This window comes from Ruegeria sp. R8_1 (assembly GCF_017743815.1).
GTDB lineage: Bacteria > Pseudomonadota > Alphaproteobacteria > Rhodobacterales > Rhodobacteraceae > Ruegeria > Ruegeria lacuscaerulensis_A.
The window spans coordinates 150,362-171,942 of sequence record NZ_JAGHRL010000009.1 but is presented as its reverse complement, the minus strand read 5'-3'; the positions used below and the strand labels follow the sequence as shown (position 1 = coordinate 171,942).

Sequence of the window (21,581 nt, the reverse complement as noted above, 5' to 3'; positions counted from 1 at the left end):
CGGCAAAAAAGGGAGGCCTCGTGAAGCGCATTCATGACATCCTGTTGAACGGCGCACCGGACGCGGTTGCGATTGTCGATCATGACGGCACCGCGTTTACCTATGGCGCGTTGCAGGCGATGATCTCGGACGCCGCTGCGGGCCTGACCCGGCATGGGGTGCGGGGCGGTGATCGGGTCCTGGTGCTGGCTGAAAACAGCGTGACCTTTCTGGTCGCAGTTATGGCGCTGAGTCGGCTGGACGCCTGGACGGTTCTGGTCAACGCGCGGCTGACCGCGGCCGAGGTTGACCGCCTGATCGACCTGTCCGAGGCACGGTGCACGGTGTTCACACCCGAAGCCTCTCCGGCCTCGGCGGCTCATGCCCGGCGCATGGGGGCCACTCAGGTGGCCACGCTGGATTGCGGCGCGTTCCTGTTGTCGCCCCCGCGCGACGTGCCGATCGAGCCGGTTCAGGCGGGTTCGGATCAGACGGCGGTTCTGATTTATACCAGCGGCACGGTGGGTGAACCCAAGGGCGTGATGCTGACCCATGGCAACCTGTGTTTCATGTCGCAGGTCTCGGGCGATATGCGGCGGATCACGCCGCAGGACGTGACGCTGGCGGTGGTGCCCGGAACCCATATCTTCGGTCTGACCTCGGTCTTTCTGGCGGCACTGGCCAAGGGCTCGGGCCTGATTGCCATGCCACGGTTCGAGGTCGCGCCGGTGCTGGATGCGATCCGGTCGGGCGTGACCATCCTGCCCGCTGTGCCACAGATTTTCGCCGCCCTGATGGCTGAGCTGGGGCATGATTCGGCCCGGATTGCCCCCAACAAGCTGCGCTTTATCTATGCCGGAGGCGCGCCGCTGGATCTGAGCCTCAAGCATGAGGTCGAAGCCCTGTTCGGCCAGCCGCTGCACAATGGCTATGGGCTGACCGAAGCCTCGCCCAGCGTTGCCGCGACCCGGCTGGACTATGTGCGCGACGACAGTTCCATCGGTCTGCCTGTTCCGGGAGTCGAGGTCCGCATTCACGCACCCGACGATCAGGGTGTCGGCGAATTGCAGCTGCGCGGCCCAAACGTGATGAAGGGGTATTTCCGCAATCCCAAAGCCACTGCGCAGGCGATGACGGCGGATGGGTTCCTGCGGTCGGGCGATCTGGCGCGGCAGGATGCTGACGGGGCGCTGCATATCGCGGGACGGTCGAAAGAGCTGATCATCCGTTCCGGATTCAACGTCTACCCACCCGAGGTTGAGGCGGTGCTGACCGCCCATCCCGCCGTCACGCTCAGCGCAGTTGTCGGGCGCAAAGTGGACCGCAACGAAGAGGTTCTGGCCTTTGTCGTCGCCCGCGCGCCCGTGACCGAAAAGGAATTGCGCGCCTGGGTACGCGACCGTATGGCGGCCTACAAAGTACCCTCGCGGATTGGGATTGTCGCGGCTTTGCCGCAGGCCGCAACCGGCAAGATTCAGAAGAACAAACTGCTGACCGACCCGGCCTATGCGCTGGACTGAGCCTGCGCCTCACCCGGCCAACGGCTGAGGCGCGCACGCCTCAGCGGTCATCAAGGATCATCTGGCTGGCTTTTTCGGCGATCATGATCGTGGCTGCGTTGGTGTTGCCCGAGACCAGTTCCGGCATGATCGAACAATCCACGACCCGCAGTCTCTGAATCCCATGCACTTTTAGTTGCGCATTCACCACTGCGTCCGGCCCCGGACCCATCTTGCAGGTGCCCGAAGGGTGATAGATCGTTGTCGCGTGGTTGCGCACCCAATCCAGCACCGCATCATAATCCTGCGAGGCCACGCCCTCGCCGGGCTGGTACTCGGCGGCGATACGCTCGGCCAGCGGGTTTTGGGCCGCGATGCGGCGGGCGAGGCGCACCCCTTCGACCATGGTCCGGCAATCGGTCTCGCTGGACAGGTAGTTGGGGTGAATTTTCGGGGCCGTGTCCGGATCGGGCCCGTTCAGGCGAATCTGGCCCCGGCTTTCCGGCCGCAGTTGGCAGGCGGTGATGGTAAAGCCCGAAAACGGGTGAATCTGGCCCTGCAGATCATAGGAAAACGGCTGGAAATGGAATTGCACATCCGGCGCGTGCAAATCAGGCCGGGTTTTCACAAAGCCCGTTGCATCCGCCGCGGGCATCGACAATGGCCCCCCGCGCCCGCCCAGATAATAGCGCGCGGCAATCAGCCCCTGCCGGATCATCGAACGCCCGTCGCGGTTATAGGTGGGATCGGTGCTTTCAAACACCAGTTTCGAGTTCAAGTGATCCTGCATCCCCTGACCGACACCCGACAGGTCATGCCGGACCTCGACATCGTTTTCCCGCAGATGGTCCTGCGCTCCGATGCCGGACAACATAAGGATCTGCGGCGACCCGATGGTGCCCGCCGACAATATGACCTCGCGCGCGGCCTTCAGCGTGACGCGTTTGCCCGCGCGGGTCTTGTATACGACCCCAGAGCAGAGCTTTCCCTCAAGAACAAGGTTTTGCACATGTGCATGGGTAATGACGCGCAGGTTCGGGCGTGATTTCACCGGTTTGAGGAAAGCGTTGGCCGTGCTGGCGCGCTTGCCGTCGTCAATCGTGGTCTGGAAAAAGGCGAACCCTTCCTGATCGGCCCCGTTATAGTCGGGCGTGCGGCGGAACCCGGCGGATTGGGCGGCCTCGATCCATTTTTCACTGAGCGGGTGGCGCATTTTGGCGTCGGTGACTGCAAGCTCTCCACCGCCGCCGCGCAGATCCGAGGCACCGCGATCATAGTCTTCGGACCGTTTGAACAGGGGCAGCACATCGTCCCAGCCCCAGCCTTCGTTCCCCATTTGCCGCCAGCGGTCGAAATCAGAGGGATGACCGCGCACATAAAGCAACCCGTTGATCGCCGAAGACCCGCCCAGCGTTTTGCCGCGCGGCCAGTAAATCTCGCGCCCGTTCGCGCCCGGATCGGGTTCAGCGGAATAGCACCAGTTATATTTCGGGTTGCGGATCAGTTTCAGAAAACCGGCAGGGGCGTGAATAAAGGGGCTGATGTCCCTGCCGCCCGCCTCAAGCAGGATAACCTGTGTTTTCGGGTCCGCGCTCAGCCGGTTGGCCAGCACACATCCGGCGGAACCCGCCCCGATGATGATATAGTCAGCGTCCATTCTTGTACTCGGTCTTGGGGCAGGTGCCATTTACCACCTGAAACCCGGACAGCCGCAAGTTGCCCGGACAGGTGCATACAACAAAAGCCTATCTAAACAGCTCAGCCACCCAAACATTCAATTTTGAATGATAAATATGCCGCGTCCATTGGATGTCGGTCCACGCACATGGTTGGAACCTGCCGGATTCGGATCGGGATACGTAATTTAGTCATTCATAAATGCATGAATACTATGCCATAAACGGCAATTACTAATAAATAAGAATGCGATTAACTTCTCGGAAAGTACCGGTTTTCCGGCGGGCTCTGCCTGTTTCTCTGGGAGGACAAATCACATGATTGAAAGACGCGAATTCTATATCGATGGCGCATGGGTCGCGCCTGACGCACCGCAGGATCACCACGTTATCAACCCAACGACCGAAGAGCCGTGCAGCCTGATTTCTTTGGGCAATCAGGCCGATGTTGACCGGGCGGTATCAGCGGCGCGGGCGGCGTTTCCGGGCTGGATGGCTACCCCGATCGAGGATCGCGTCGCCCTTCTGGAAAAACTGATCGACATCTACAACGGTCGCAAGGACGAGATGGCGCAGGCCATCAGCCTTGAAATGGGCGCACCGATTGATTTTGCCACCAATATGCATGTGGCCATGGGTACCCTGCACCTGAGTACCTTTGCCAAGGTCGCGCGGGACTTCGTGTTCGAAGAGCCTCTGGGCGATCACGCGCCCGACAGCTGGATCATCCGCGAACCCGTCGGGGTTTGCGCACTGATCACGCCGTGGAACTGGCCGATGAACCAGATCTCGCTCAAGGTGGGGGCGGCCATCGTGACCGGTAACACGATGATCCTGAAGCCGTCTGAGGAAAGCCCGATCAGCGCCATGCTGCTGGCCGATATGATCCACGAAGCAGGCTTCCCGCCGGGCGTGTTCAACCTGATCAACGGTGACGGGCCGGGCGTGGGCACTGCGCTGGCCAAACATCCCGATATCGATGCGATCAGCCTGACGGGATCGGGCCGCGCGGGAAAGGCCGTGTCGATCAATGCGGTCGAGAACCTCAAGCGGGTGCATCTTGAGCTGGGCGGCAAAGGCGCCAATCTGGTCTTTGCCGATGCGGATGACGCCGCGGTTGAACGCGGAGTGCGCTATATGATGGTGAATTCCGGCCAGTCCTGTATCGCGCCCAGCCGGATGATCGTCGAAGACAGCGCCTATGATGCGGCCGTGCAAACGGCGGCCGAAGTGTGCAACAGCATCCCCACGGGCCCAGCCAGCGAACACGGCGCGCATATCGGACCGGTGGTCAACCGGGCGCAATTCGACAAGATTCAGGATTTGATCCAGTCTGGCATCGACGAGGGTGCGCGCCTTGTTGCGGGCGGTCCGGGTCGACCGGATGGCGTCAATCGCGGGTTCTATGTGCGCCCGACCGTCTTTGCCGATGTCACGCCCGACATGCGCATCGCGCGTGAGGAAATCTTTGGCCCGGTTCTGGCGATGATGAAATTCTCGGACGAGGCGGAGGCCGTCAGCATGGCCAATGATACCGAGTTCGGCCTGGCCAATTACATCCAGACCACAGATGCCGAAAAACTCAAACGCATGTCGCGTCAGCTGCGTTCGGGCATGGTCGAGGCCAACGGCGTGCGCCGTGGGGCGGGGGCTCCGTTTGGGGGCATGAAGCAATCCGGCAATGGCCGCGAGGGCGGCACCTTCGGGATGGAGGATTTTCTGGAGGTCAAGGTCGTGTCCGGCTGGACCTGACGACCTGTCGGGGCTGGTCTCGGCCAGCCCTCCGGCTTGGGAGGAGAGCGCATGCGCAGCTACAGCGTTTTGGAACATAACAGGCCGCTTGTGCCTGTCGAAACCGAATTGCCGGACCTGACCGGGACGCAGGTGCTGGTCAAGATCACCCGGTCGGGTGTGTGTCACACCGATCTGCATGTCTGGGAAGGCTGCTATCATCTGGGCGAGGGCGAGACCCTGCAGATGGCGGATCGGGGCATTCATCCGCCGATCACGCCGGGCCATGAAATCACCGGGCAGATTGTGGCTGCAGGCCCCGACGCCGGAGAGGACCATGTCGGGCGCGTCTGCGTGGTGCATCCTTGGACCGGTTGCGACAATTGTCCGACCTGCGCGCGGGGTGACGAAAACCTGTGCCTGACGGCCAGTTTCAAAGGCATTCAGCAACCCGGCGGCTATGCCGAATATGTCATCGTGGCGCATCCCAAATTCTGTGTCGATATCGGCGATCTAGATCCGTCTCAGGCTGCTGTTCTGGCGTGCTCGGGCGTCACCACCTATGGCGCGATCCGCAAATTCGGGGACATTTTGAACGAAGAACCGCTGGTGATCATCGGGGCCGGAGGGTTGGGGTTCATGGCTCTGTCGCTGGTCTCGGCCATGGGGTTCAAGGGCGCCATCATGGTTGATCTGGATGATGCCAAATTGGCCGTCGCCAAAGAGGCCGGGGCCCTGGCTGTCGTCAACTCCTCTGCCAAGGACGCGGTGGCGCAGATCACCGAACTGACCGGTGGAGGCGCGCTGGCGGTGCTTGATCTGGTCGGGGCCGAAGCCAGCGTGAATTTCGCTCTGTCGGTTGTGGCCCGCGCCGCCCATGTGGTGATCTGCGGGCTGTATGGCGGCAGGCTGTCCGTGCCGCTGCCCTATTTCCCCATGCGTCCGCTGCATATTCAGGGCAGCTGGGTGGGCAATTTGCAGGATCTCAAAGATGTGGTCGCCATCGCGCAATCGGGGGCTCTGACGCCCGTGCCCGTGACCGAGCGGCCTCTGTCCGAAGCCAATGACGCACTTATGGAGCTGCGCGACGGAAAAACCGTGGGCCGGTCGATCCTTGTGCCCTGAGAAGGGGGCAGGACGCGGTCACAACGCAATACGAAAGGGAGGAAACATGACTAATCGGAACAAGAATACCACGTCCTTTGGCGGCCTGTTCGGGCTGGCCCTGGGCGGCGTAGTGGCGACGGCCGGGCCAGTTCTGGCCGAAGACACGTTCAAGATGGGGATCATCACGTTCCTGTCCGGCCCCGCCGCCGGATCGGTCGGTATTCCACAGCAAAAAGCATCCGAACTGCTGATCGAAGCGATCAACGCGGGCAGTTTGCCTGCGCCTTATGACACGCCGGGCATTGGCGGTCAGCAGATCGAAGCGATCTACGTGGATGAGAACAGCAAACAGAAGTCAGCCGACTACAAGAAACTGGTCAACAAAGACGGTGTTTCGGCCATCGTTGGCTATGTCTCGTCGGGCAACTGCAAGGCGATGGCCCCGCTGGCCGAGGAAGAAAAGGCGCTGACGGTCTTTTCCACCTGCGGCACGCCGCAAGTCTACGAAGAGGTCGTGACCGCGCCCGAATACAGCTTCCGCACCATCAGCCACGCCACCAGCGACAGTGTCGGTGCAGCACGTTACGTGGCCGAGATCATGCCCGGCGCGACCACCCTGTCAGGCATTAACCAAAACTATGCCTGGGGGCAGGATTCCTGGCGTGACTTTTCGCAGTCGGTGACCAATCTGAACGCCGATCTAGAGATCGTGAACGAACAGTTCCCCAAGGTCTTTGCCGGCCAATACGGCTCTGAGATCACATCGCTGCTGTCCTCCAAGGCGCAGCTTGTACATACCAGTTTCTGGGGTGGCGATCTTGAGGCGTTTGTCCTGCAGGGCACGGGTCGCGGGCTGTTCCGCGAACAGGTTCCGGTTCTGACCGTCGGGGACACGATCATCGACACGCTGGGCGACAAGATCCCGGATGGCGCGATCATCGGCGCGCGCGGGCCGTATGGCGTTCTGGCCCCGGACAATGCACTGAACGACTGGCTGAAGGCGGCCTATCAAGAGGCGCATGGCGTGCACCCCAACAGCGCTGTCTATCAGCAAGTGCAGGCCATTCTCGCCGTCAAGGCGGCAGCTGACAAAGCGGGCAGTGCCGACCCCGAGGCGATCCGTCAGGCGCTGAAGGGTCTGACCTATGACAGCCCCGCCGGCCCGGTCGAAATGGGGCTGAGCAACGGCCACCAGGCGGTTCTGGGGATTTCCTACGGCACCTATAAATTCAACAAGGACACAGGTGCGGGCACGGTCGAAAATATCCGCCTGTATCCGGCCAGCTGTGTAAACCCGCCCAAAGGTGTGGGGTCGATCGAATGGGTCGAAAGCGGCCTGGAAGGCGCTGTCTGCAACTAAGCAGATCATGCGAAACCCGTTTGGATCAGGCAGGGTGCGCTTTGCCTGATCCGCAACCCTCCCCCACGCAATTCACTTCTGGAGGTAATGGTGCAGACACTCGTCGCGATAAGTGTTGACGGGCTGGGATTTGCGTCCTGGCTGTTCCTTTCATCGGTTGGCCTGACGCTGGTTTTCGGCGTGATGCGCATCCTCAACATCGCCCATGGTGCGTTCTACGCCATCGGGGCTTATAGCGCGGCCTGGATCATCGGGGTCTACATGTCGACGGGCGCGCCCGTGATCGGGACATTCCTGCTGATCCCTGTGGCGGCCCTGATTGCCGGAACGCTCAGCGGGTTGCTGGTCGAGCGCGGTGTGTTGCGGTTCATGTATGGGCGCGAAGAGGTTCTGATGGTTCTGGTGACCTATGCGGTGTTCCTGATCCTGGAGGACGCGACCAAGCTGATTTGGGGCACGGAATCCTATGTGGCGTGGCAACCTGCCTATCATTTTGGCACCATCGACATCTTTGGCATTCCGTACACTGTCTACAAATTCATCACCATCGGCACCGCTTTCCTTGTGGGCGCGGCCCTGTTCGTTGTGCTGGGCAAAACCCGTGTCGGGCGGCTGTTGCTGGTTGTCATCGAAGATCGTGAAATCAGCGGTGCGCTGGGGATCAACGTGACCCGGTTTTTCACCGTGACCTTCATCGTGGGCGCGACGCTGGGCGCGCTTGGCGGGGCGATTACCGCGCCCGAAATCTCGGTCTCGCCGGGGATCGGGGCCGAGATTGTCATCCTGTCCTTTGCCGTGATCGTGATCGGTGGCATGGGGTCGATCGAAGGGGCAATGATCGGCGCGCTGATTGTCGGGTTCGCCCGTGCCGCCTCGGTCCATCTCTATCCGCCGGCCGAGCTGTTCTCGATCTACCTGGCCATGGCCGGTGTCCTTGCGGTCAAGCCTTATGGGCTGTTTGCGCTGGCTGAAAGCAGAAAGATTTAATCATGCGTCGTGATCCAACCGAAATCGGGCTGCTTGTGGCCCTTCCGATCCTGATCGCGCTGGCCTTTGTGCTGCCGAAATGGGTGGTGAATTATGTTCAGGTCTCGCTGGGGACCGGTCTGGTGGCTCTGGGCGTGATGGTGCAGATGCGCGCGGGTCTGGTGTCGTTCGGGCAGGGGCTTTATTTCTGCGTGGGCGGCTATACGGCCGGTCTGGCCGCCAAGTTTCTGGGCATCACCGACCTGTTCGTGCTGTTGGCGCTTGGGGTGCTGGCGGCGCTGGCATTGTCTTTTGTGCTGGGCTTTTTGCTGCGCCGCTATCGCGAGATCTTTTTTGCGATGCTCAGCCTTGCGGTGTCGATGATCATGTTCGGGCTGTTGTCGCGGACAGAATCCCTGGGCAGTACCGATGGGTTCAACCTGCCATCGCCCAGCTATCTGGGCTGGCACCCGGATGAAAATCAGGCGTTCGTCGTTCTGTTCGCGCTGACCTGCGTGATCGCCACCGGATGCGCTGTGATCCTGAACCGCGTCCTCAAAAGCCCGATTGGCTATGTGAATGAGGCGATCCGCGAAAACGAGCTGCGGGTGGAATATCTGGGGGCCTCGGCGCATCAGGTGGTGCATGTGACCTATATGGTGGCTGCGGTCGTGTCCTCGCTGGGCGGGGTGCTGTGGGCGCTGGCACTGGGGCATGTCGATCCGGAAATGACCAACTGGACCACGTCGGGACAGTTCGTCTTTGCCGCCATCCTGTCGGGCACCGGCAGTGTGGCTGCACCGATGATCGGCACATTCCTGCTGGAAATTCTGCGCATCTATGCGGTCGAGCTGTCGCCGAACACGTGGCAGATGATCCTTGGCTCTGTGATGTTGCTGATCATCATTTTCCTGCCACACGGCCTTTGGTCGCTGGTGGCCCGACGCAAGTCCAAATCCGCCCGGTCTGCGGGCACAGAACACGCGGGTGAATGACATGACCGCCATTCTTGAAACCAAAAAGCTTGAAAAACACTTTGGCCCGGTCTGTGCCGCGCGGGATATCAACATTTCGATCCATGCCGGCGAGGTTCTGGGCGTGATCGGATCGAACGGGGCGGGCAAGACCACGTTTGTCAATATGGCCACCGGGTATCTCAAACCCTCATCCGGGCAGATCCTGTTCGACGGGCGCGACATAACCGGGCTTTCGACCCGCAAGATCACGCGCATGGGGCTGTGCCGGTCATTCCAGATCCCGCAGCTTTTTCCCGAGTTGACGGTGATCGAAAACGTCCAGATCGCGTTGACCATCGCAGGCAATGCGCGCCCGGCCTTGCTGCGCCCGGCGCTGTCTCCGCAACTGGAGGAAGCAGCCCACACGTTGCTGAAAAAGTTTGGTGTCGACGCATACGCCGCTGATGAAATCACGGTCCTTCCGCAGGGTGTGCGCAAGCTGGTGGATATCGCCATGGCCACCGTGTCCAACCCAAAGCTGCTGTTTTTGGATGAACCCACCAGCGGGGTCAGCAACGAAGAAAAGGTCGCGTTCATGGCCAACCTCATTCAGGCGTTGAAATCGGCGAATACGGCCGTGCTGTTCATCGAACATGACATGGAGATCGTCGAGGCTTTTTCACCACGCTGCGTCGCCTTTTACGAGGGCACGATCCTGTCGGACGGCCCCACCCGCGATGTGTTGAACGACCAGAAGGTACAGGAATTCGTGATCGGATCAGAGCTGCACCGCAAACACCCCGCAGCAGCGGGCGGATCGGAGGCCCCGGTATGCTGAGCATTGAAAACCTGGACCTGTCGATCAACCGCGTTCCCATTCTGCGTTCGGTCAATCTTGAGATTCAGACCGGCAAGACCTGCGGGCTGATCGGGCGCAACGGGGCGGGCAAGACCACGCTGATGCGCGCGATCATGGGGATTCTGGACGCGCAGGGCGGCAGTATTCAGTTCAACCACCGCGACCTGCACACGGAAAAGGCGCATCTGAGGGCGCCTTTGGGGATCGGGTATCTGCCCGAAGACCGGCGTTTGGTGCCGCATTTCACCGTTGAAGAGAATATTCTGGTGCCGCTCTGGGCCACCAAAAGCACCGATCACGCGCGGCTGGATTATGTCTACGACCTGATGCCCGAGATCGCCCGGTTTGCCGACCGCAAGGCCATGACGCTCAGTGGCGGTCAGCAAAAGCTGGTCGCTTTGGGCCGGGCGCTGGTGTCGGGGTCCAACCTTTTGTTACTGGACGAACCTTTCGAAGGCGTTGCCCCCGCATTGGCCAAACGCCTGATGGAAGTGATCGGAAACCTCAGCCGCGAGAACCTGACCGTGCTGATCGCCGAATCCGATTTCACCCATTCAGAAAGCGTGGTCGACGATGTCTTTGTGATCGAACGCGGGCATGTGGAACGTCAGACCTGAGGCTCCCCACCTCTTGTCAGGTTGACGTCAACCGGTGACAAGAGGTCCATATCAGGGCGGGCAGGTGCACATGTCCGCCCTGATGTCTTACTTGATGTGGGTAAAATCGCTGCCGCGGCAGATGGCGCAGCCCGGTACACAGCCGGACATGGTCAACACATCGCCGTTCAGCAGTTTGCCGCTATAAGTTTTGTCATTGTCCGGTGCCCAGACTTTCCCGCCGCTATAAACTACGGCTGGCGACTTACCGCCAAGGGCGGAATGCGGACACTTTCGGTTGTAGAACGCGATCCACTCTCCGACACCCGCTTTGGCCGTTGATCTTGCTTCCCGGGCGTACCGGTAGCTCAGATTGGGGACAAGTTGCGAAGCTATTTCAAGCCGATCCGTGATCTTGCACCGGGCGCGGCTCGCCGAGCATACAAGGGGTTGAACAACCGGGTCGAAGGATCACACAGACCCATTCGAAAGCGTTAAAAGCTCAGGGGGCGCTTTAAGTCGCCAAGACAGGCGCAAAGGTTTCTTGCCACCCACGACCAGTTCAACACCGTTTTTCGACCTCGCCGCTATCAATTCTCCGTCGTCTCATTCCGTCCCGCAAGAACCGATGCTTTCGGCCCCTGGGAGGTTATGTTGCCGAAACGAACGTCTGGCAGGAACCGGCCCCACCCCTCTCAAACACGCGCGAAAAAGTTGGCAACGCCGTCCTGACTCTAGTTAGTTACTCCCATTCGTTGTCTGTAATGCTCATGGTTTTTAAGCGCGAAGTCAGAGTAGTTGGCTTCATTCCCAAAAGTGCGGCTGCTCCGTTTGCTCCGGAAACCTGACCACGAGTTTCGCGTAGTGCAGAAACTAGATTTGCGCGGATCAGGTCCTGCATCTGCGCTTCGGTACGTACAGTGGGGTTCGACGCGGTTTCGAAGGTTTGCCCGGCAAGTTCGATCACCATTTTTGCATCCTGCGATACGATGGCGGCGCGCTCCATCACGTTGTGGAGCTCCCTTACATTTCCTGGCCAGTTATAGCCTAACAGTTTTTGCACACCGTGTTCGGTCAGTTTAGGGACCGGGCGGTTCAGTCTTCGGCAGGCAATTTTCAACAAGTGCAGCGATAGTGGAGCGATATCCTCGGGGCGGTCGCGCAGTGGCGGGCAGGTGATTGGAAAAACACTGAGAAACAGAAATAGGTCTTCGCGGATGCGGTCCGCCCGACGCGCCTGTGCTTCGGTCAATGCCGTCGCGGCGATAACCCGGATGTCGATGGGCTTTTCCCGGGTGTCGCCAAGACGCTGAACTTTCCCATTTTGCAGCGCTGCCAGGAATTTTCCCTGTATTTCAAGTGGTAGTTCCTCGACATCGTCCAAAAACAGGGTCCCGCCATGGGCCAGCTCCAGCTTGCCGGGCTTGTCCCGAGTGGCCCCGTTGGGGGCGCCGCGAACTTGGCCGAACAGTTCCGCTTCGACCTGCTCCGGCGCGACAGAGCTGCACTTGAAATGGATCAGCGGACGTCGGGCGCGTGCGCTGGCCTTGTGAATTTCGGTCGCGACTAAAGATTTGCCGGTTCCCGTTTCGCCCGAGATCAAAACGGTTGCGTCTGTTCCGGCTACAAGATCAATGCGAGTCACGATTTGCCGGATCGCCGGAGATATTCCGATGATATCGTGATGGGCACGCTCGGACGTGATGGCTTCTTGCAGATACGCGTTCTCTTGTTCCAGCCGGTCGCGCAGGGCGGCAACCTCGTCTAACGCTTCGCGCAGCTTTCGTTCGTTTTCTTTTCGTTCAGTAATGTCACGAAAGATGACCACAGCCCCCGCCAAAACTTGTTGATCATAAATAGGGGTCGAAACATATTCGACACGGATTGGCTTGCCGTCCTTGCGCCAGAACACCTCGTCCTCGATGCGGTGCACCTGTTCAAACCGGAACGAACGGTAAATCGGACACTGTCGTGCGGGATAGATTTCACCGTTCAGGTGGTGATGGTGAATCATGGAATGGATGTCTTTTCCCAGCAGATCTTCGGTCGTCCATCCCAGCATTTCCTGCGCGGCGCGATTGACGAATGTGGTTTTGCCCTCGGCATTGACGCCATAGATTCCTTCACCCGCCGCGTTCAGGATAAGTTGGTTCTGACGTTCAAGTTCGGCAAAGAAGCCTTGGGTGCGCTGCCATTCGACAAGGCCGCCTCGAAAGGTCTCTGCCGTGGCCGCTTGTTCGGCCCTGCGATCCAGCATGTCCAAATTGGAAATCGTCATCATCACCCAACCCGGTTTTCCGGGCATCATTCGGGCGCGCAATTCGCAGCGCAATGGCTCCTTAAGCGCTGTTGTCAGCGGCACATCGCGTGTCCAGCCCTCGGTCCGGTGGTCGACCTCTTCCATGAAGACGATAAACTGAGGCAGCGCATCGCCCAAGTAGTAGGAAAATGGCAGCGGAACCGTGCCGCCCAGCAAATCGGTGGCGTGACGATTCCAGTCGACAATTCGGTCAGCCGTCGTGTCCAGAACCAAAGCTGCTTCGGGCAAGGCTTGCAGTAGGGAATCGGAGGAAAGCAAATCGAGCGTCATGCTACCAAAGTAATGCCGCAGCGCGGTCCGAGAATACGAGATTTCGTAATTAACGAAATCTCGTAATTTTCTTCCGGGGGAAGTCACAATAACCAACTGACAAACATATATTTTTTAGGACGCACAAATTTTGAGCGCCCTCTGTTTCGCGATCGGAACCCCTGCCACCATGGCCGCAAATCTAGCGAAACAGGGGAAAATCATGACGACCAAGAGCCTCGGAAACCCGTTCTCAGAAAAGACCGATTTGCGCCATGGCGCGGATTGTGGCTGCGATGGATGCCTATCCGGTCACGGGCATGACAAAGATCACGCCGAACCCGAACTCATGTCTGCCGAGCAGATGACCGAGCGTGTCGTCGAAAGTGCAATTGTGCGGTCGATCTTTGGTCAAAGTGACATCAATCGTCGGTCCTTCATGGGGATGTTGGGGGGCGGTACGGCCGCTGCGGCACTGGCTTCGGTCTTTCCGCTGGATCAGGCCAAGGCAGCCATACTGGACAATCTGGGAACTCCCGAAAAGACCGACCTGAATATTGGGTTTGTCCCTATCACCTGCGCAACACCGATCATCATGGCGCAGCCGATGGGTTTTTATGAACGCTACGGTCTGAACGCGCAGGTTATCAAGACGGCTGGCTGGGCCGTGGCGCGTGACAAGTCCCTGTCAGGCGAATATGACGCCAGTCACATGCTGACCCCGATGCCGCTGGCGATGACCATGGGCGCGGGATCGGTCGCGACGCCTTACATTATGCCCGCCGTTGAAAACATCAACGGGCAGGCCATCGTGCTGTCGAACGAGCATCTGGACAAGCGCGACCCGGCCCAGTGGAAAGGGTTCACCTTCGGCGTGCCGTTCGAATACTCGATGCACAACTTCCTGCTGCGCTACTATGTGGCCGAGTTCGGGCTGGACCCCGATGTCGATATCCAAATCCGCGTGGTGCCGCCGCCAGAGATGGTTGCCAACCTGCGCGCAGGGAACCTCGACGGCTATCTCTCGCCCGATCCGTTCAACCAGCGCGCCGTTTGGGAAGGGATCGGGTTCATCCACACTCTGACCAAGGACATCTGGGAGGGCCACCCATGCTGCGCCTTTGCCGCGCCGCAAAGCTTTGCAACCGAATTGCCTAACACCTACGGCGCCTTGCTCAAGTCGATCATCGACGCCACGCAATTCGCGTCGAACCCGGATAACCGCAAGGACATCTCGGAAGCCATCGCGCCGACCAACTACCTGAACCAACCAGTTCCGGTGATCGAGCAGGTTCTGACGGGCACCTATGCGGACGGGTTGGGTGAAGTGCAGCGCGTACCTGACCGGATCGACTTTGACCCGTTCCCCTGGCACTCGATGGGTGTGTGGATCCTGACCCAGATGAAACGCTGGGGGTACATTGAGGGCGACGTCGATTATAAGGGCGTGGCCGAGCAGGTCTATCTGGCTGCCGATGCCAAGAAGATCATGACCGATCTGGGGTACGACGCGCCGGACGTGACCTACAAATCCCACACCATCATGGGCAAGACCTTCGATCCGAAAGACCCCGAAGGCTATGTCAAAAGCTTTGCAATCGGGAAAGCCTCGTAAATGTTGGACAATCTAACCCTGAACCAGCGCGCGGCGCTGCTGTCGGTGGTAATGCTGGTGGTCGGCCTTCTGATTTGGGAGGCCGCCATTCCCGCCCAGAAGGCTGCCGGAGAGCTCACGGAATACGAGCGGCTGACCGGCGGCGGTGCCCCCAAGGCGGGTGTGCCACCTCCAAGTCAGGTCCTCGCCAAAGCGTGGGAGCAACTGTCGAACCCGTTCTATGACGCAGGTCCCAACGACAAAGGGATCGGCATTCAGATCGGGTATTCGATCTATCGCGTTTTGACCGGCTACCTGATGGCTGCACTCGTGGCGATCCCCTTGGGGTTCCTGATCGGGATGAGTCAGGTCGCCTACAAGGCATTCAACCCGTTCATTCAGGTGTTGCGACCTATTTCGCCGCTGGCCTGGATGCCCTTAGCGCTGTTCATCATTCAGGACAGTGAGGCAAGTGCGATATTCGTGATCTTCATCTGCTCGATCTGGCCGATGCTGATCAACACCGCCTTTGGTGTGGCCGGGGTCCGTCAGGACTGGGTCAATGTCGCACGCACGCACGAACTTGGGCCGTTTCGCACTGCCTTTACCGTCATCCTGCCCGCAGCTGCGCCCACGATCATCACCGGGATGCGCATATCCATCGGCATTGCATGGCTGGTGATCGTCGCGGCCGAGATGCTCGTGGGGGGAACCGGCATTGGCTACTATGTGTGGAACGAGTGGAACAATCTCGACCTCACCTCGGTGATCTTTTCCATCCTCATGATCGGCGTCGTTGGCATGCTGCTGGATTCGGCCTTTGCCTACCTGCAGCGCGCTGTGGCCTATGCCGAGTAAGGAGCGTTTCAAATGAGCCAACCGTTTCTCAGTATTGAATTGCTGACTCAGCAATTCCCCGACGGTCAAGGGGGCACCCTGACCGTGTTCGAAAACGCCAGCTTTGGCATCGAAAAAGGAGAGTTCGTCTGTATTCTGGGCCATTCCGGCTGCGGCAAATCCACAATTATGAACATCTTAGCCGGGCTGGCCGAACCCAGCTCGGGCGTGGTCAAGATGGACGGCTTCGAGGTCTCGGGCCCCTCGCTGGATCGCGGCGTGGTGTTCCAGAACTACTCTCTGCTGCCATGGTTGTCGGCGTTGAAAAACGTGACTTTTGGCGTGAAGGCGCGCTATCCCGACTGGCCTGCTGCCAAGGTCGAGGAACACGCCCGCGCCTTTCTGGCAAAAGTCGGACTTGAAGGCGATGTGGTTCATCGTAAACCCAGCCAGCTTTCGGGTGGGATGCGTCAGCGCGTTTCGATCGCGCGGGCCTTTGCAAATCAGCCCAAGCTGTTGTTGTTGGATGAGCCATTCGGCGCACTGGATGCGCTGACCCGCGGCACCATTCAGGACGAATTGCTGAAGGTCTGGAGCGAAACCGAGCAGACCGTGTTCATGATCACTCATGACATAGATGAGGCAATCCTGCTGGCTGACCGCATCCTGCTGATGACCAATGGCCCCTTCGCACGGGTGGCGGAGTCAGTTGAGATCACCATTCCCCGGCCTCGTACCCGCACGGAGATCGTTGACCACCCCAATTACTACGCAATCCGAAACCATCTGGTCCAATTCCTCGGACAACGCTCGAAGGAACTGGCCGGTCAGGCCAGTGACGGTGACGCTCAGCGCCCTGAAACAGTGACCATCGACCTGACGGCCGAAAAGACCGAGGACCAGAGCAATCCGCAACTGCGCGCGGTCAATGATTGAAAGCGCCAGGAACAGACATTCCAAACAGGAGGAAACCCAATGAAAGACACAATCGAAATCCCAACTATGATGACCAAAGAAGATGTCACCATGATGATCCTGTCGGCCAAGAAACAAGCCGGACTGACCTGGGAAGGCATCGCTGAAAAGATCGACATGTCGCCGGTCTGGACCCATTCTGCCTGCATGGGCATGAACGCCTTCCCCGCCGACAAGGCCGACGCCTTGGTCGCGCTTATGGCCCTGCCGCAAGAGGCCGCCAGCGTTTTGACTGAGCCTCCCACCAAGGTCTGGGAACAAAGCGTGCCAACTGATCCGTGCATCTATCGCTTTTACGAAATCGTCGGCGTTTACGGCCCGACACTGAAAGCGTTGATCGAAGAAAAATTCGGAACTGGCATCATGTCAGCAATTGATTTCGACATGCAGGTGACGCGCGTGCCGAATGAAAAAGGCGATCGCGTCAAGGTCGAGATGTCCGGCAAATACCTGTCCTATAATTCCTGGTAGTAGGGATGAACTTTTTGGGCAAGCTGGCTCGGGGTCTGCCTTAACGACTTAGTCTACGGATGTGTTACCTCCGTTAGGCTGAACGTATCTCGAGTCAGAAATCGGCGCGATGAAAAGAGCGATCTGAGGAACGCTCTTTTCCCAGTCTTGATATAAAGCACCTTGGTTCAAGTAAGAGAGCACCGTGTTCACGACAAGCTATATCGGGAACGCACATTTTGGGATTGGAACGCCGCAGTCTGCCGCACCTGACTTTTGCGAACATGCGGCACGAGAGTTACGCTCGATCTGCCAGAAAGCAACAGAGCCAACGATCTAGTCGAAATGAACTCTGCCTGCCGTCGGTTTCGCCGTTCGGTGAAACCAGTATTGCGCCAGGAATCCGTGAAACTTGCGCCATCTAGGCCGTCGAATAGTAGTCATCTTGTATAGATTTTTGGTTGCTTACAGCTTTGTCGAAAATGCCAACGGCTCTTAACGCGTCTGCGGACAGGCCGTCATCGTTGAATCTGCTTAAGTAAAATGTCCCAAGATTTCCGATCTGCGCGTCCAGAAAGCTCAGGTTTCGTGACTTCATTTTATGAACCACAAATAAGTCACCAATACATCCGATCCCGACACCGGCCGAAATGGCATTCAAATATGTACTGATCCCTTCTGCCCGAAACACTGGCTTATACTCAATACCCAAAGATTCGAGTTTGGAATAAAAGACCTTGGAAAATCTTGCGTTATCCGAAAGCTCGACTATCGGCAGTTGAAAGCCCTTCATATTTTCTTTCAGTGAAAAATCCTTGTTTGAAATCCACCGCATAGTAAACGGCCAGCTCTTCTTGAGAAGCGGTGCATTGTCCTCCTGAGTCACCGTATACGCGATGTTTCTCTTCAAACTCCTGATTTTGCTTTCGATGTCTTCGGAATTCAGCAATTCGATAAACAAGGACGACAGGCTGCCATCTGTTCCTGAGTTGAATATCTTGTAAGGGTTCAAGAAAGATTCGACGGTCGACACGAAGGAAATTTGAACCGGCTGAATACGCGCTGGATCGCAGATACTGCGAATGCGATGGACATTTCGGAGGATCTCTTGACTGCAATCCAACAATTCGCGGCCGTTATCTGTCAGGGTTAAGCTGGCGTCACCGTTTTCGAACAGGTCAAACCCGACCAACGCTTCCAGCGAGCGTATTCTATTGCTTATTGCTGGCTGGGACCGCCCTAATTCTTTTGCGGTTTTTGAATAGGATTTAACCCGACACAAGATCGCAAAGGACTCAAGAGCCTCTAGTGAAATACGCATTGTTTTGGCCTGTAGACATGCCCCGCCATAAACGGGCGGGGCAGGATTTTTATTCGTCGCGGAATGTCTTGGTCATCGCGTCACGAATGGGTCGCGACAGGTATGAGATGACCAGGCGCTCTCCGGTTGAAACCAGTACTTCAACGGGCATGCCGGGAACCAGATCCTTGTTTTCAATCTTTGAAAACTCGTCTTCCTGAATTTCCACTTCAGCGCTGTAGTAGACAGCGCCGGTCGCGGGATCCGAAAGCGTATCAGCCGAGACCCACTTTACCGATCCATTTAATTCCGGAGTTTGGTTGAAGTTGAAGGCGGTCAGCCGTACGCGGGCTTCTTGACCGGGCACGACACGGTCGATTTCTGTGACGGGAATGTTGGCCATCAGGATGGGCTGCTCGGCCACAGGCACAATATCCATAAGCGCCTGACCCGGAGCGACAACCCCACCTTTTGTGTGAAAACCAAGGTTGAGAACCCGGCCATCCAGCGGAGCAAGAATCTGGCTGCGGGCAATACGATCCTCAGCCGTTGTTTTACGCTCCAACGCTTCACGCAACCGTTGAGAGACATCGGACAATTCAGTCGACACTTCTTCTCGTGAGGTTGCTGCGTTACTGACCAAAGCACTTTCCACCTCGGCTACCTGTGCCATGACACTGTCGATCTGAGCCGTGTTCGTGGACAGGCTGGCCTCGATATCCAGTGCCGCCCGGCGGACCTGAAGCAGACGGGTTACGTTCGCCAGGCCTTTTTCGTTCAAAACCGAAACAGTCTCGAGTTCTTCCTGAGTCAGCGCTTTGTTCGCTTCTTGAGACTTAATCTGGCTACGCAAGCCTGCGACCTGCGCCAAAAGGGCCTCTTTCTGAGTTTCCAGCTGGGCTATGTTCGCGTGCTTGGCCATCGAGCGGCTTTCGAACAGCTGTGCTTCGCTTTCAAAAATCTCCTTATAGTCTGCGGTTTGGGCGAATTCTGCAGCGGAAGACATGAAATCCTGCGCGTTCAACTCGGCCTGCAAACGCGCCTTGCGGACAGTCAGGGACGCGATCTGGCTGCTGAGCGCATTCAGTTCCGCCTGTTCACGCGTGGTGTCGAGGCTGACAAGAACCTGACCTTGCTTGACTGCGTCGTCTTCTGACACGTGAATTTCATAGATGATGCCACCTTCCAGATGCTGCACCGTTTGGCGATCTGTCTCCAGCGCGACCATGCCCGGGGCTACAATGGCGCCGTCGATCCGGGTTGCCATCGACCAGTAGCCCAATCCGCCCAACATCAGGCTCATGGTTGCCACACCTACAAGAACCCAGTTGCCGATCTTGTCTGCCGGAGCTGTCTTTGCGTTACGCATTGGTCTTGCCCTCACGTTTTGGTGCCGCATTCTCGGCGCTTTCGGTTGATTTCTTGCTGCGGTTTTCGGAGTACGTCCGAAGGATTTCATCCCGCGGGCCGTAGGCCGAAACCATGCCGTTATCCATGACAAGCACCTTGTCAGCCTGGTTCAGCGCGCCCAAACGATGAGCAATCATGACAACGGTACGGCCCTTACTTTTGAGGCGATCGATTGTCATGGCCAAGGCCGCAGAACCTGCCGCGTCCAAATTGGAATTCGGCTCATCCAACACGATCAGCGATGGGTTTTTATACAGAACCCGGGCCAATCCGATCCGCTGACGCTCGCCCCCGGACAATGCGCTACCGCTTTCACCCAGAGGTGTGTCATACGCATTGGGCAGTTTCAGGATCAGGTCGTGAGCATTGGCCGCCTGCGCTGCTGCAACGACATCTTCGTCAGATGCGTCTGCCTGAAAGCGGGCGATATTCTCGCGTACCGTTCCGTCGAACAGTTCTACAGTCTGAGGCATGTAACCGACCGAGTCCCGCAGTTGAAGCGCGTTCCAATAGCTCATGTCCGCGCCGTCCAGCCGCACGCTGCCTCGGTTCGGTTCCAAAGTACCGACAATCACGCGAGCGAGGGTGGACTTACCTGATCCGCTGGGGCCGATGACGGCCAGAACTTCACCCGGGTCCAGCGCAAGCGATACGTTCCGCAACACGGTAGACGCACCGTCGGGGGTTGTAGCAAAAACGTTTTTCAGTTCCAGAGCACCGCGGGGTTGAGGCAACTGAACCGAAGGTTGTGACGGCGGGTAATCCTCGAGAAGAGAATTCAGTCGCTTGCGCGCGGCAGTGGCCAGCACATATTGACGCCAGCTCCCGATCGCCTGTTCGGCCGGGGCCAATGCGCGACCGACCAGAACGGATGCGGCAATGATCGAACCGGCACTCAGATCACCTGAAATCGCCAGATACGCACCCAGACCCAGAACTGCGGACTGCAGGACCAGACGAACAGTACGAGAGATCGAAGACAGGGTTGCCGCCATGTCGCTGATCTGGCTTTGTTTGACTTGAGCCTGGCCGTTCAGGCCGTTCCAGTGGTCATATAGATCGTCGCGCATCCGCATGGCATGTGCCACTTCATGGTTACGTGACACGTCATTCAGCACGCGGTTGCTGCGGGTGAGGAATTGATTGGCTCGTGCAACACCGCGCTGAGTCAGAACGTTGTTCACCATGGCAACAACCAGCAGGAACGCGACGCCAGCCAAACCGGCATAGCCCAGCCAGGGATGCAGAAGATAGGCAAAACCAAGGTAGATCGGTGTCCATGGCGCGTCGAATATAACGGCCGGGGTCGAACCGCCCATGAAGTCTCGCAACGTTCCAAGGTCACCTACGGCGTCGCGCCCTTTGGCACCACCTTCTTTGACCGATCGTTCGATCTGCGCTTGGAAAACGCGTTTCTCCAGAGTGTTGCCCAGCCGGTTGCCGATGCGGATCAGGATACGCGACCGGACCAGAGACAACACGCCGAACACAAGATACAGCCCCAACATCAACACGCTCAGACCGAACAGGGTCTGGTAGCTTTGGCTGGGCAGTGCCCGGTCGTAGACCAGGATCATAAACAAAGGACCGGTCAACATCGTCAGGTTGATCACCATACTGATGGCGCCGGTGGCAAAAAGGCCCGGGCGAGCAGCACGGAACGCTTGCTCAAGCTCGGTACGTTTGAGGGGACTATGGGACATGGTGGCCCTCTTTC

At 58.4% G+C, this 21,581-nt stretch carries 17 protein-coding genes and 1 pseudogene; 13 read left to right on the top strand and 5 right to left on the bottom strand.

The annotated features are described in order from the left end of the window. The first annotated feature begins 20 nt into the window (after positions 1 to 20). Positions 21 to 1,499, top strand: coding sequence for an AMP-binding protein (locus J7380_RS18635; RefSeq protein ID WP_209197765.1), 1,479 nt, complete (start codon positions 21 to 23; stop codon positions 1,497 to 1,499). A 40-nt stretch (positions 1,500 to 1,539) separates the two neighbouring features. Here the strand turns inward: J7380_RS18635 and J7380_RS18630 are convergent, their stop codons facing one another. Continuing rightward, positions 1,540 to 3,135, bottom strand: a complete 1,596-nt coding sequence (locus tag J7380_RS18630) for a choline dehydrogenase (RefSeq protein ID WP_209197763.1) — start codon at positions 3,133 to 3,135, stop codon at positions 1,540 to 1,542. A gap of 337 nt (positions 3,136 to 3,472) precedes the next feature. Here J7380_RS18630 and J7380_RS18625 point away from each other — a divergent pair, with 337 nt between their 5' ends. The 8 genes and pseudogenes from J7380_RS18625 to J7380_RS18585 form a co-directional block, all read left to right on the top strand. Beyond that, on the top strand, positions 3,473 to 4,906 hold the full coding sequence (locus J7380_RS18625) for an aldehyde dehydrogenase family protein (RefSeq protein ID WP_209197761.1): 1,434 nt from the start codon (positions 3,473 to 3,475) through the stop codon (positions 4,904 to 4,906). Between the two features lie 51 nt (positions 4,907 to 4,957). Next, a complete protein-coding gene (locus J7380_RS18620) occupies positions 4,958 to 6,010 on the top strand; it encodes an alcohol dehydrogenase (RefSeq protein WP_209197759.1) in 1,053 nt (350 codons plus the stop codon). A gap of 46 nt (positions 6,011 to 6,056) precedes the next feature. Then, on the top strand, positions 6,057 to 7,352 hold the full coding sequence (locus J7380_RS18615) for an ABC transporter substrate-binding protein (RefSeq protein ID WP_209197744.1): 1,296 nt from the start codon (positions 6,057 to 6,059) through the stop codon (positions 7,350 to 7,352). Between the two features lie 90 nt (positions 7,353 to 7,442). Continuing rightward, positions 7,443 to 8,339 (top strand): branched-chain amino acid ABC transporter permease, encoded by an 897-nt coding sequence (locus J7380_RS18610; protein ID WP_209197742.1) that lies wholly within the window; start codon positions 7,443 to 7,445, stop codon positions 8,337 to 8,339. A 2-nt stretch (positions 8,340 to 8,341) separates the two neighbouring features. After that, positions 8,342 to 9,313: a branched-chain amino acid ABC transporter permease gene (locus J7380_RS18605; RefSeq protein ID WP_209197740.1), complete on the top strand. Its 972-nt coding sequence runs from the start codon at positions 8,342 to 8,344 to the stop codon at positions 9,311 to 9,313. 1 nt (position 9,314) lies between these two features. After that, positions 9,315 to 10,112: an ABC transporter ATP-binding protein gene (locus J7380_RS18600; protein ID WP_209197738.1), complete on the top strand. Its 798-nt coding sequence runs from the start codon at positions 9,315 to 9,317 to the stop codon at positions 10,110 to 10,112. Further along, positions 10,106 to 10,750: an ATP-binding cassette domain-containing protein gene (locus J7380_RS18595; protein WP_209197735.1), complete on the top strand. Its 645-nt coding sequence runs from the start codon at positions 10,106 to 10,108 to the stop codon at positions 10,748 to 10,750. Before J7380_RS18600 ends, J7380_RS18595 begins: the two co-directional genes overlap by 7 nt. A gap of 351 nt (positions 10,751 to 11,101) precedes the next feature. Next, positions 11,102 to 11,461 (top strand): annotated as a pseudogene (locus J7380_RS18585) (DDE-type integrase/transposase/recombinase); the annotation flags it as partial. Positions 11,462 to 11,471: 10 nt separating this feature from the next. Here J7380_RS18585 and J7380_RS18580 read toward each other — a convergent pair. After that, positions 11,472 to 13,307 carry a sigma 54-interacting transcriptional regulator gene (locus tag J7380_RS18580; RefSeq protein WP_247742631.1) on the bottom strand — a complete coding sequence of 612 codons (1,836 nt, stop codon included), beginning with the start codon at positions 13,305 to 13,307 and terminating at the stop codon, positions 11,472 to 11,474. 214 nt (positions 13,308 to 13,521) lie between these two features. Between J7380_RS18580 and J7380_RS18575 the strand changes: the two genes are divergently transcribed. From J7380_RS18575 to cynS, 4 genes are read left to right on the top strand one after another with little or no spacing between them, the layout of a single operon-like run. Beyond that, positions 13,522 to 14,913, top strand: a complete 1,392-nt coding sequence (locus J7380_RS18575) for a CmpA/NrtA family ABC transporter substrate-binding protein (protein ID WP_209197724.1) — start codon at positions 13,522 to 13,524, stop codon at positions 14,911 to 14,913. Continuing rightward, entirely contained in the window at positions 14,914 to 15,750 is an 837-nt protein-coding gene (gene ntrB / locus J7380_RS18570; RefSeq protein ID WP_170355267.1) for a nitrate ABC transporter permease, read from the top strand. A 12-nt stretch (positions 15,751 to 15,762) separates the two neighbouring features. Beyond that, positions 15,763 to 16,665 (top strand): ABC transporter ATP-binding protein, encoded by a 903-nt coding sequence (locus tag J7380_RS18565; RefSeq protein WP_209197722.1) that lies wholly within the window; start codon positions 15,763 to 15,765, stop codon positions 16,663 to 16,665. A gap of 39 nt (positions 16,666 to 16,704) precedes the next feature. Next, positions 16,705 to 17,175, top strand: coding sequence for a cyanase (gene cynS, locus J7380_RS18560; protein ID WP_234899485.1), 471 nt, complete (start codon positions 16,705 to 16,707; stop codon positions 17,173 to 17,175). A gap of 400 nt (positions 17,176 to 17,575) precedes the next feature. On the opposite strand, the gene J7380_RS18555 is transcribed toward cynS, so the two are convergent. From J7380_RS18555 to J7380_RS18545, 3 genes are read right to left on the bottom strand one after another with little or no spacing between them, the layout of a single operon-like run. Beyond that, the gene (locus J7380_RS18555) at positions 17,576 to 18,475 is read right to left on the bottom strand and encodes a LysR family transcriptional regulator (RefSeq protein WP_209197720.1); all 900 of its coding nucleotides are present in this window, start codon (positions 18,473 to 18,475) and stop codon (positions 17,576 to 17,578) included. 49 nt (positions 18,476 to 18,524) lie between these two features. After that, a complete protein-coding gene (locus J7380_RS18550) occupies positions 18,525 to 19,823 on the bottom strand; it encodes an HlyD family type I secretion periplasmic adaptor subunit (RefSeq protein ID WP_209197711.1) in 1,299 nt (432 codons plus the stop codon). Further along, a complete protein-coding gene (locus J7380_RS18545; RefSeq protein WP_209197709.1) occupies positions 19,816 to 21,567 on the bottom strand; it encodes a type I secretion system permease/ATPase in 1,752 nt (583 codons plus the stop codon). The genes J7380_RS18550 and J7380_RS18545 overlap by 8 nt, the downstream gene beginning before the upstream one ends. Positions 21,568 to 21,581 lie beyond the last annotated feature (14 nt).

Excerpts from the sequence above, each read along its gene's own strand:
- J7380_RS18630 (WP_209197763.1), bottom strand. The coding sequence starts at position 3,135 with ATGGACGCTGACTATATCATCATCGGGGCGGGTTCCGCCGGATGTGTG.
- J7380_RS18625 (WP_209197761.1), top strand. The coding sequence starts at position 3,473 with ATGATTGAAAGACGCGAATTCTATATCGATGGCGCATGGGTCGCGCCT.
- J7380_RS18620 (WP_209197759.1), top strand. The coding sequence starts at position 4,958 with ATGCGCAGCTACAGCGTTTTGGAACATAACAGGCCGCTTGTGCCTGTC.
- J7380_RS18615 (WP_209197744.1), top strand. The coding sequence starts at position 6,057 with ATGACTAATCGGAACAAGAATACCACGTCCTTTGGCGGCCTGTTCGGG.
- J7380_RS18605 (WP_209197740.1), top strand. The coding sequence starts at position 8,342 with ATGCGTCGTGATCCAACCGAAATCGGGCTGCTTGTGGCCCTTCCGATC.
- J7380_RS18600 (WP_209197738.1), top strand. The coding sequence starts at position 9,315 with ATGACCGCCATTCTTGAAACCAAAAAGCTTGAAAAACACTTTGGCCCG.
- J7380_RS18595 (WP_209197735.1), top strand. The coding sequence starts at position 10,106 with ATGCTGAGCATTGAAAACCTGGACCTGTCGATCAACCGCGTTCCCATT.
- J7380_RS18575 (WP_209197724.1), top strand. The coding sequence starts at position 13,522 with ATGACGACCAAGAGCCTCGGAAACCCGTTCTCAGAAAAGACCGATTTG.
- ntrB (WP_170355267.1), top strand. The coding sequence starts at position 14,914 with ATGTTGGACAATCTAACCCTGAACCAGCGCGCGGCGCTGCTGTCGGTG.
- J7380_RS18565 (WP_209197722.1), top strand. The coding sequence starts at position 15,763 with ATGAGCCAACCGTTTCTCAGTATTGAATTGCTGACTCAGCAATTCCCC.
- cynS (WP_234899485.1), top strand. The coding sequence starts at position 16,705 with ATGAAAGACACAATCGAAATCCCAACTATGATGACCAAAGAAGATGTC.
- J7380_RS18555 (WP_209197720.1), bottom strand. The coding sequence starts at position 18,475 with ATGCGTATTTCACTAGAGGCTCTTGAGTCCTTTGCGATCTTGTGTCGG.
- J7380_RS18550 (WP_209197711.1), bottom strand. The coding sequence starts at position 19,823 with ATGCGTAACGCAAAGACAGCTCCGGCAGACAAGATCGGCAACTGGGTT.
- J7380_RS18545 (WP_209197709.1), bottom strand. The coding sequence starts at position 21,567 with ATGTCCCATAGTCCCCTCAAACGTACCGAGCTTGAGCAAGCGTTCCGT.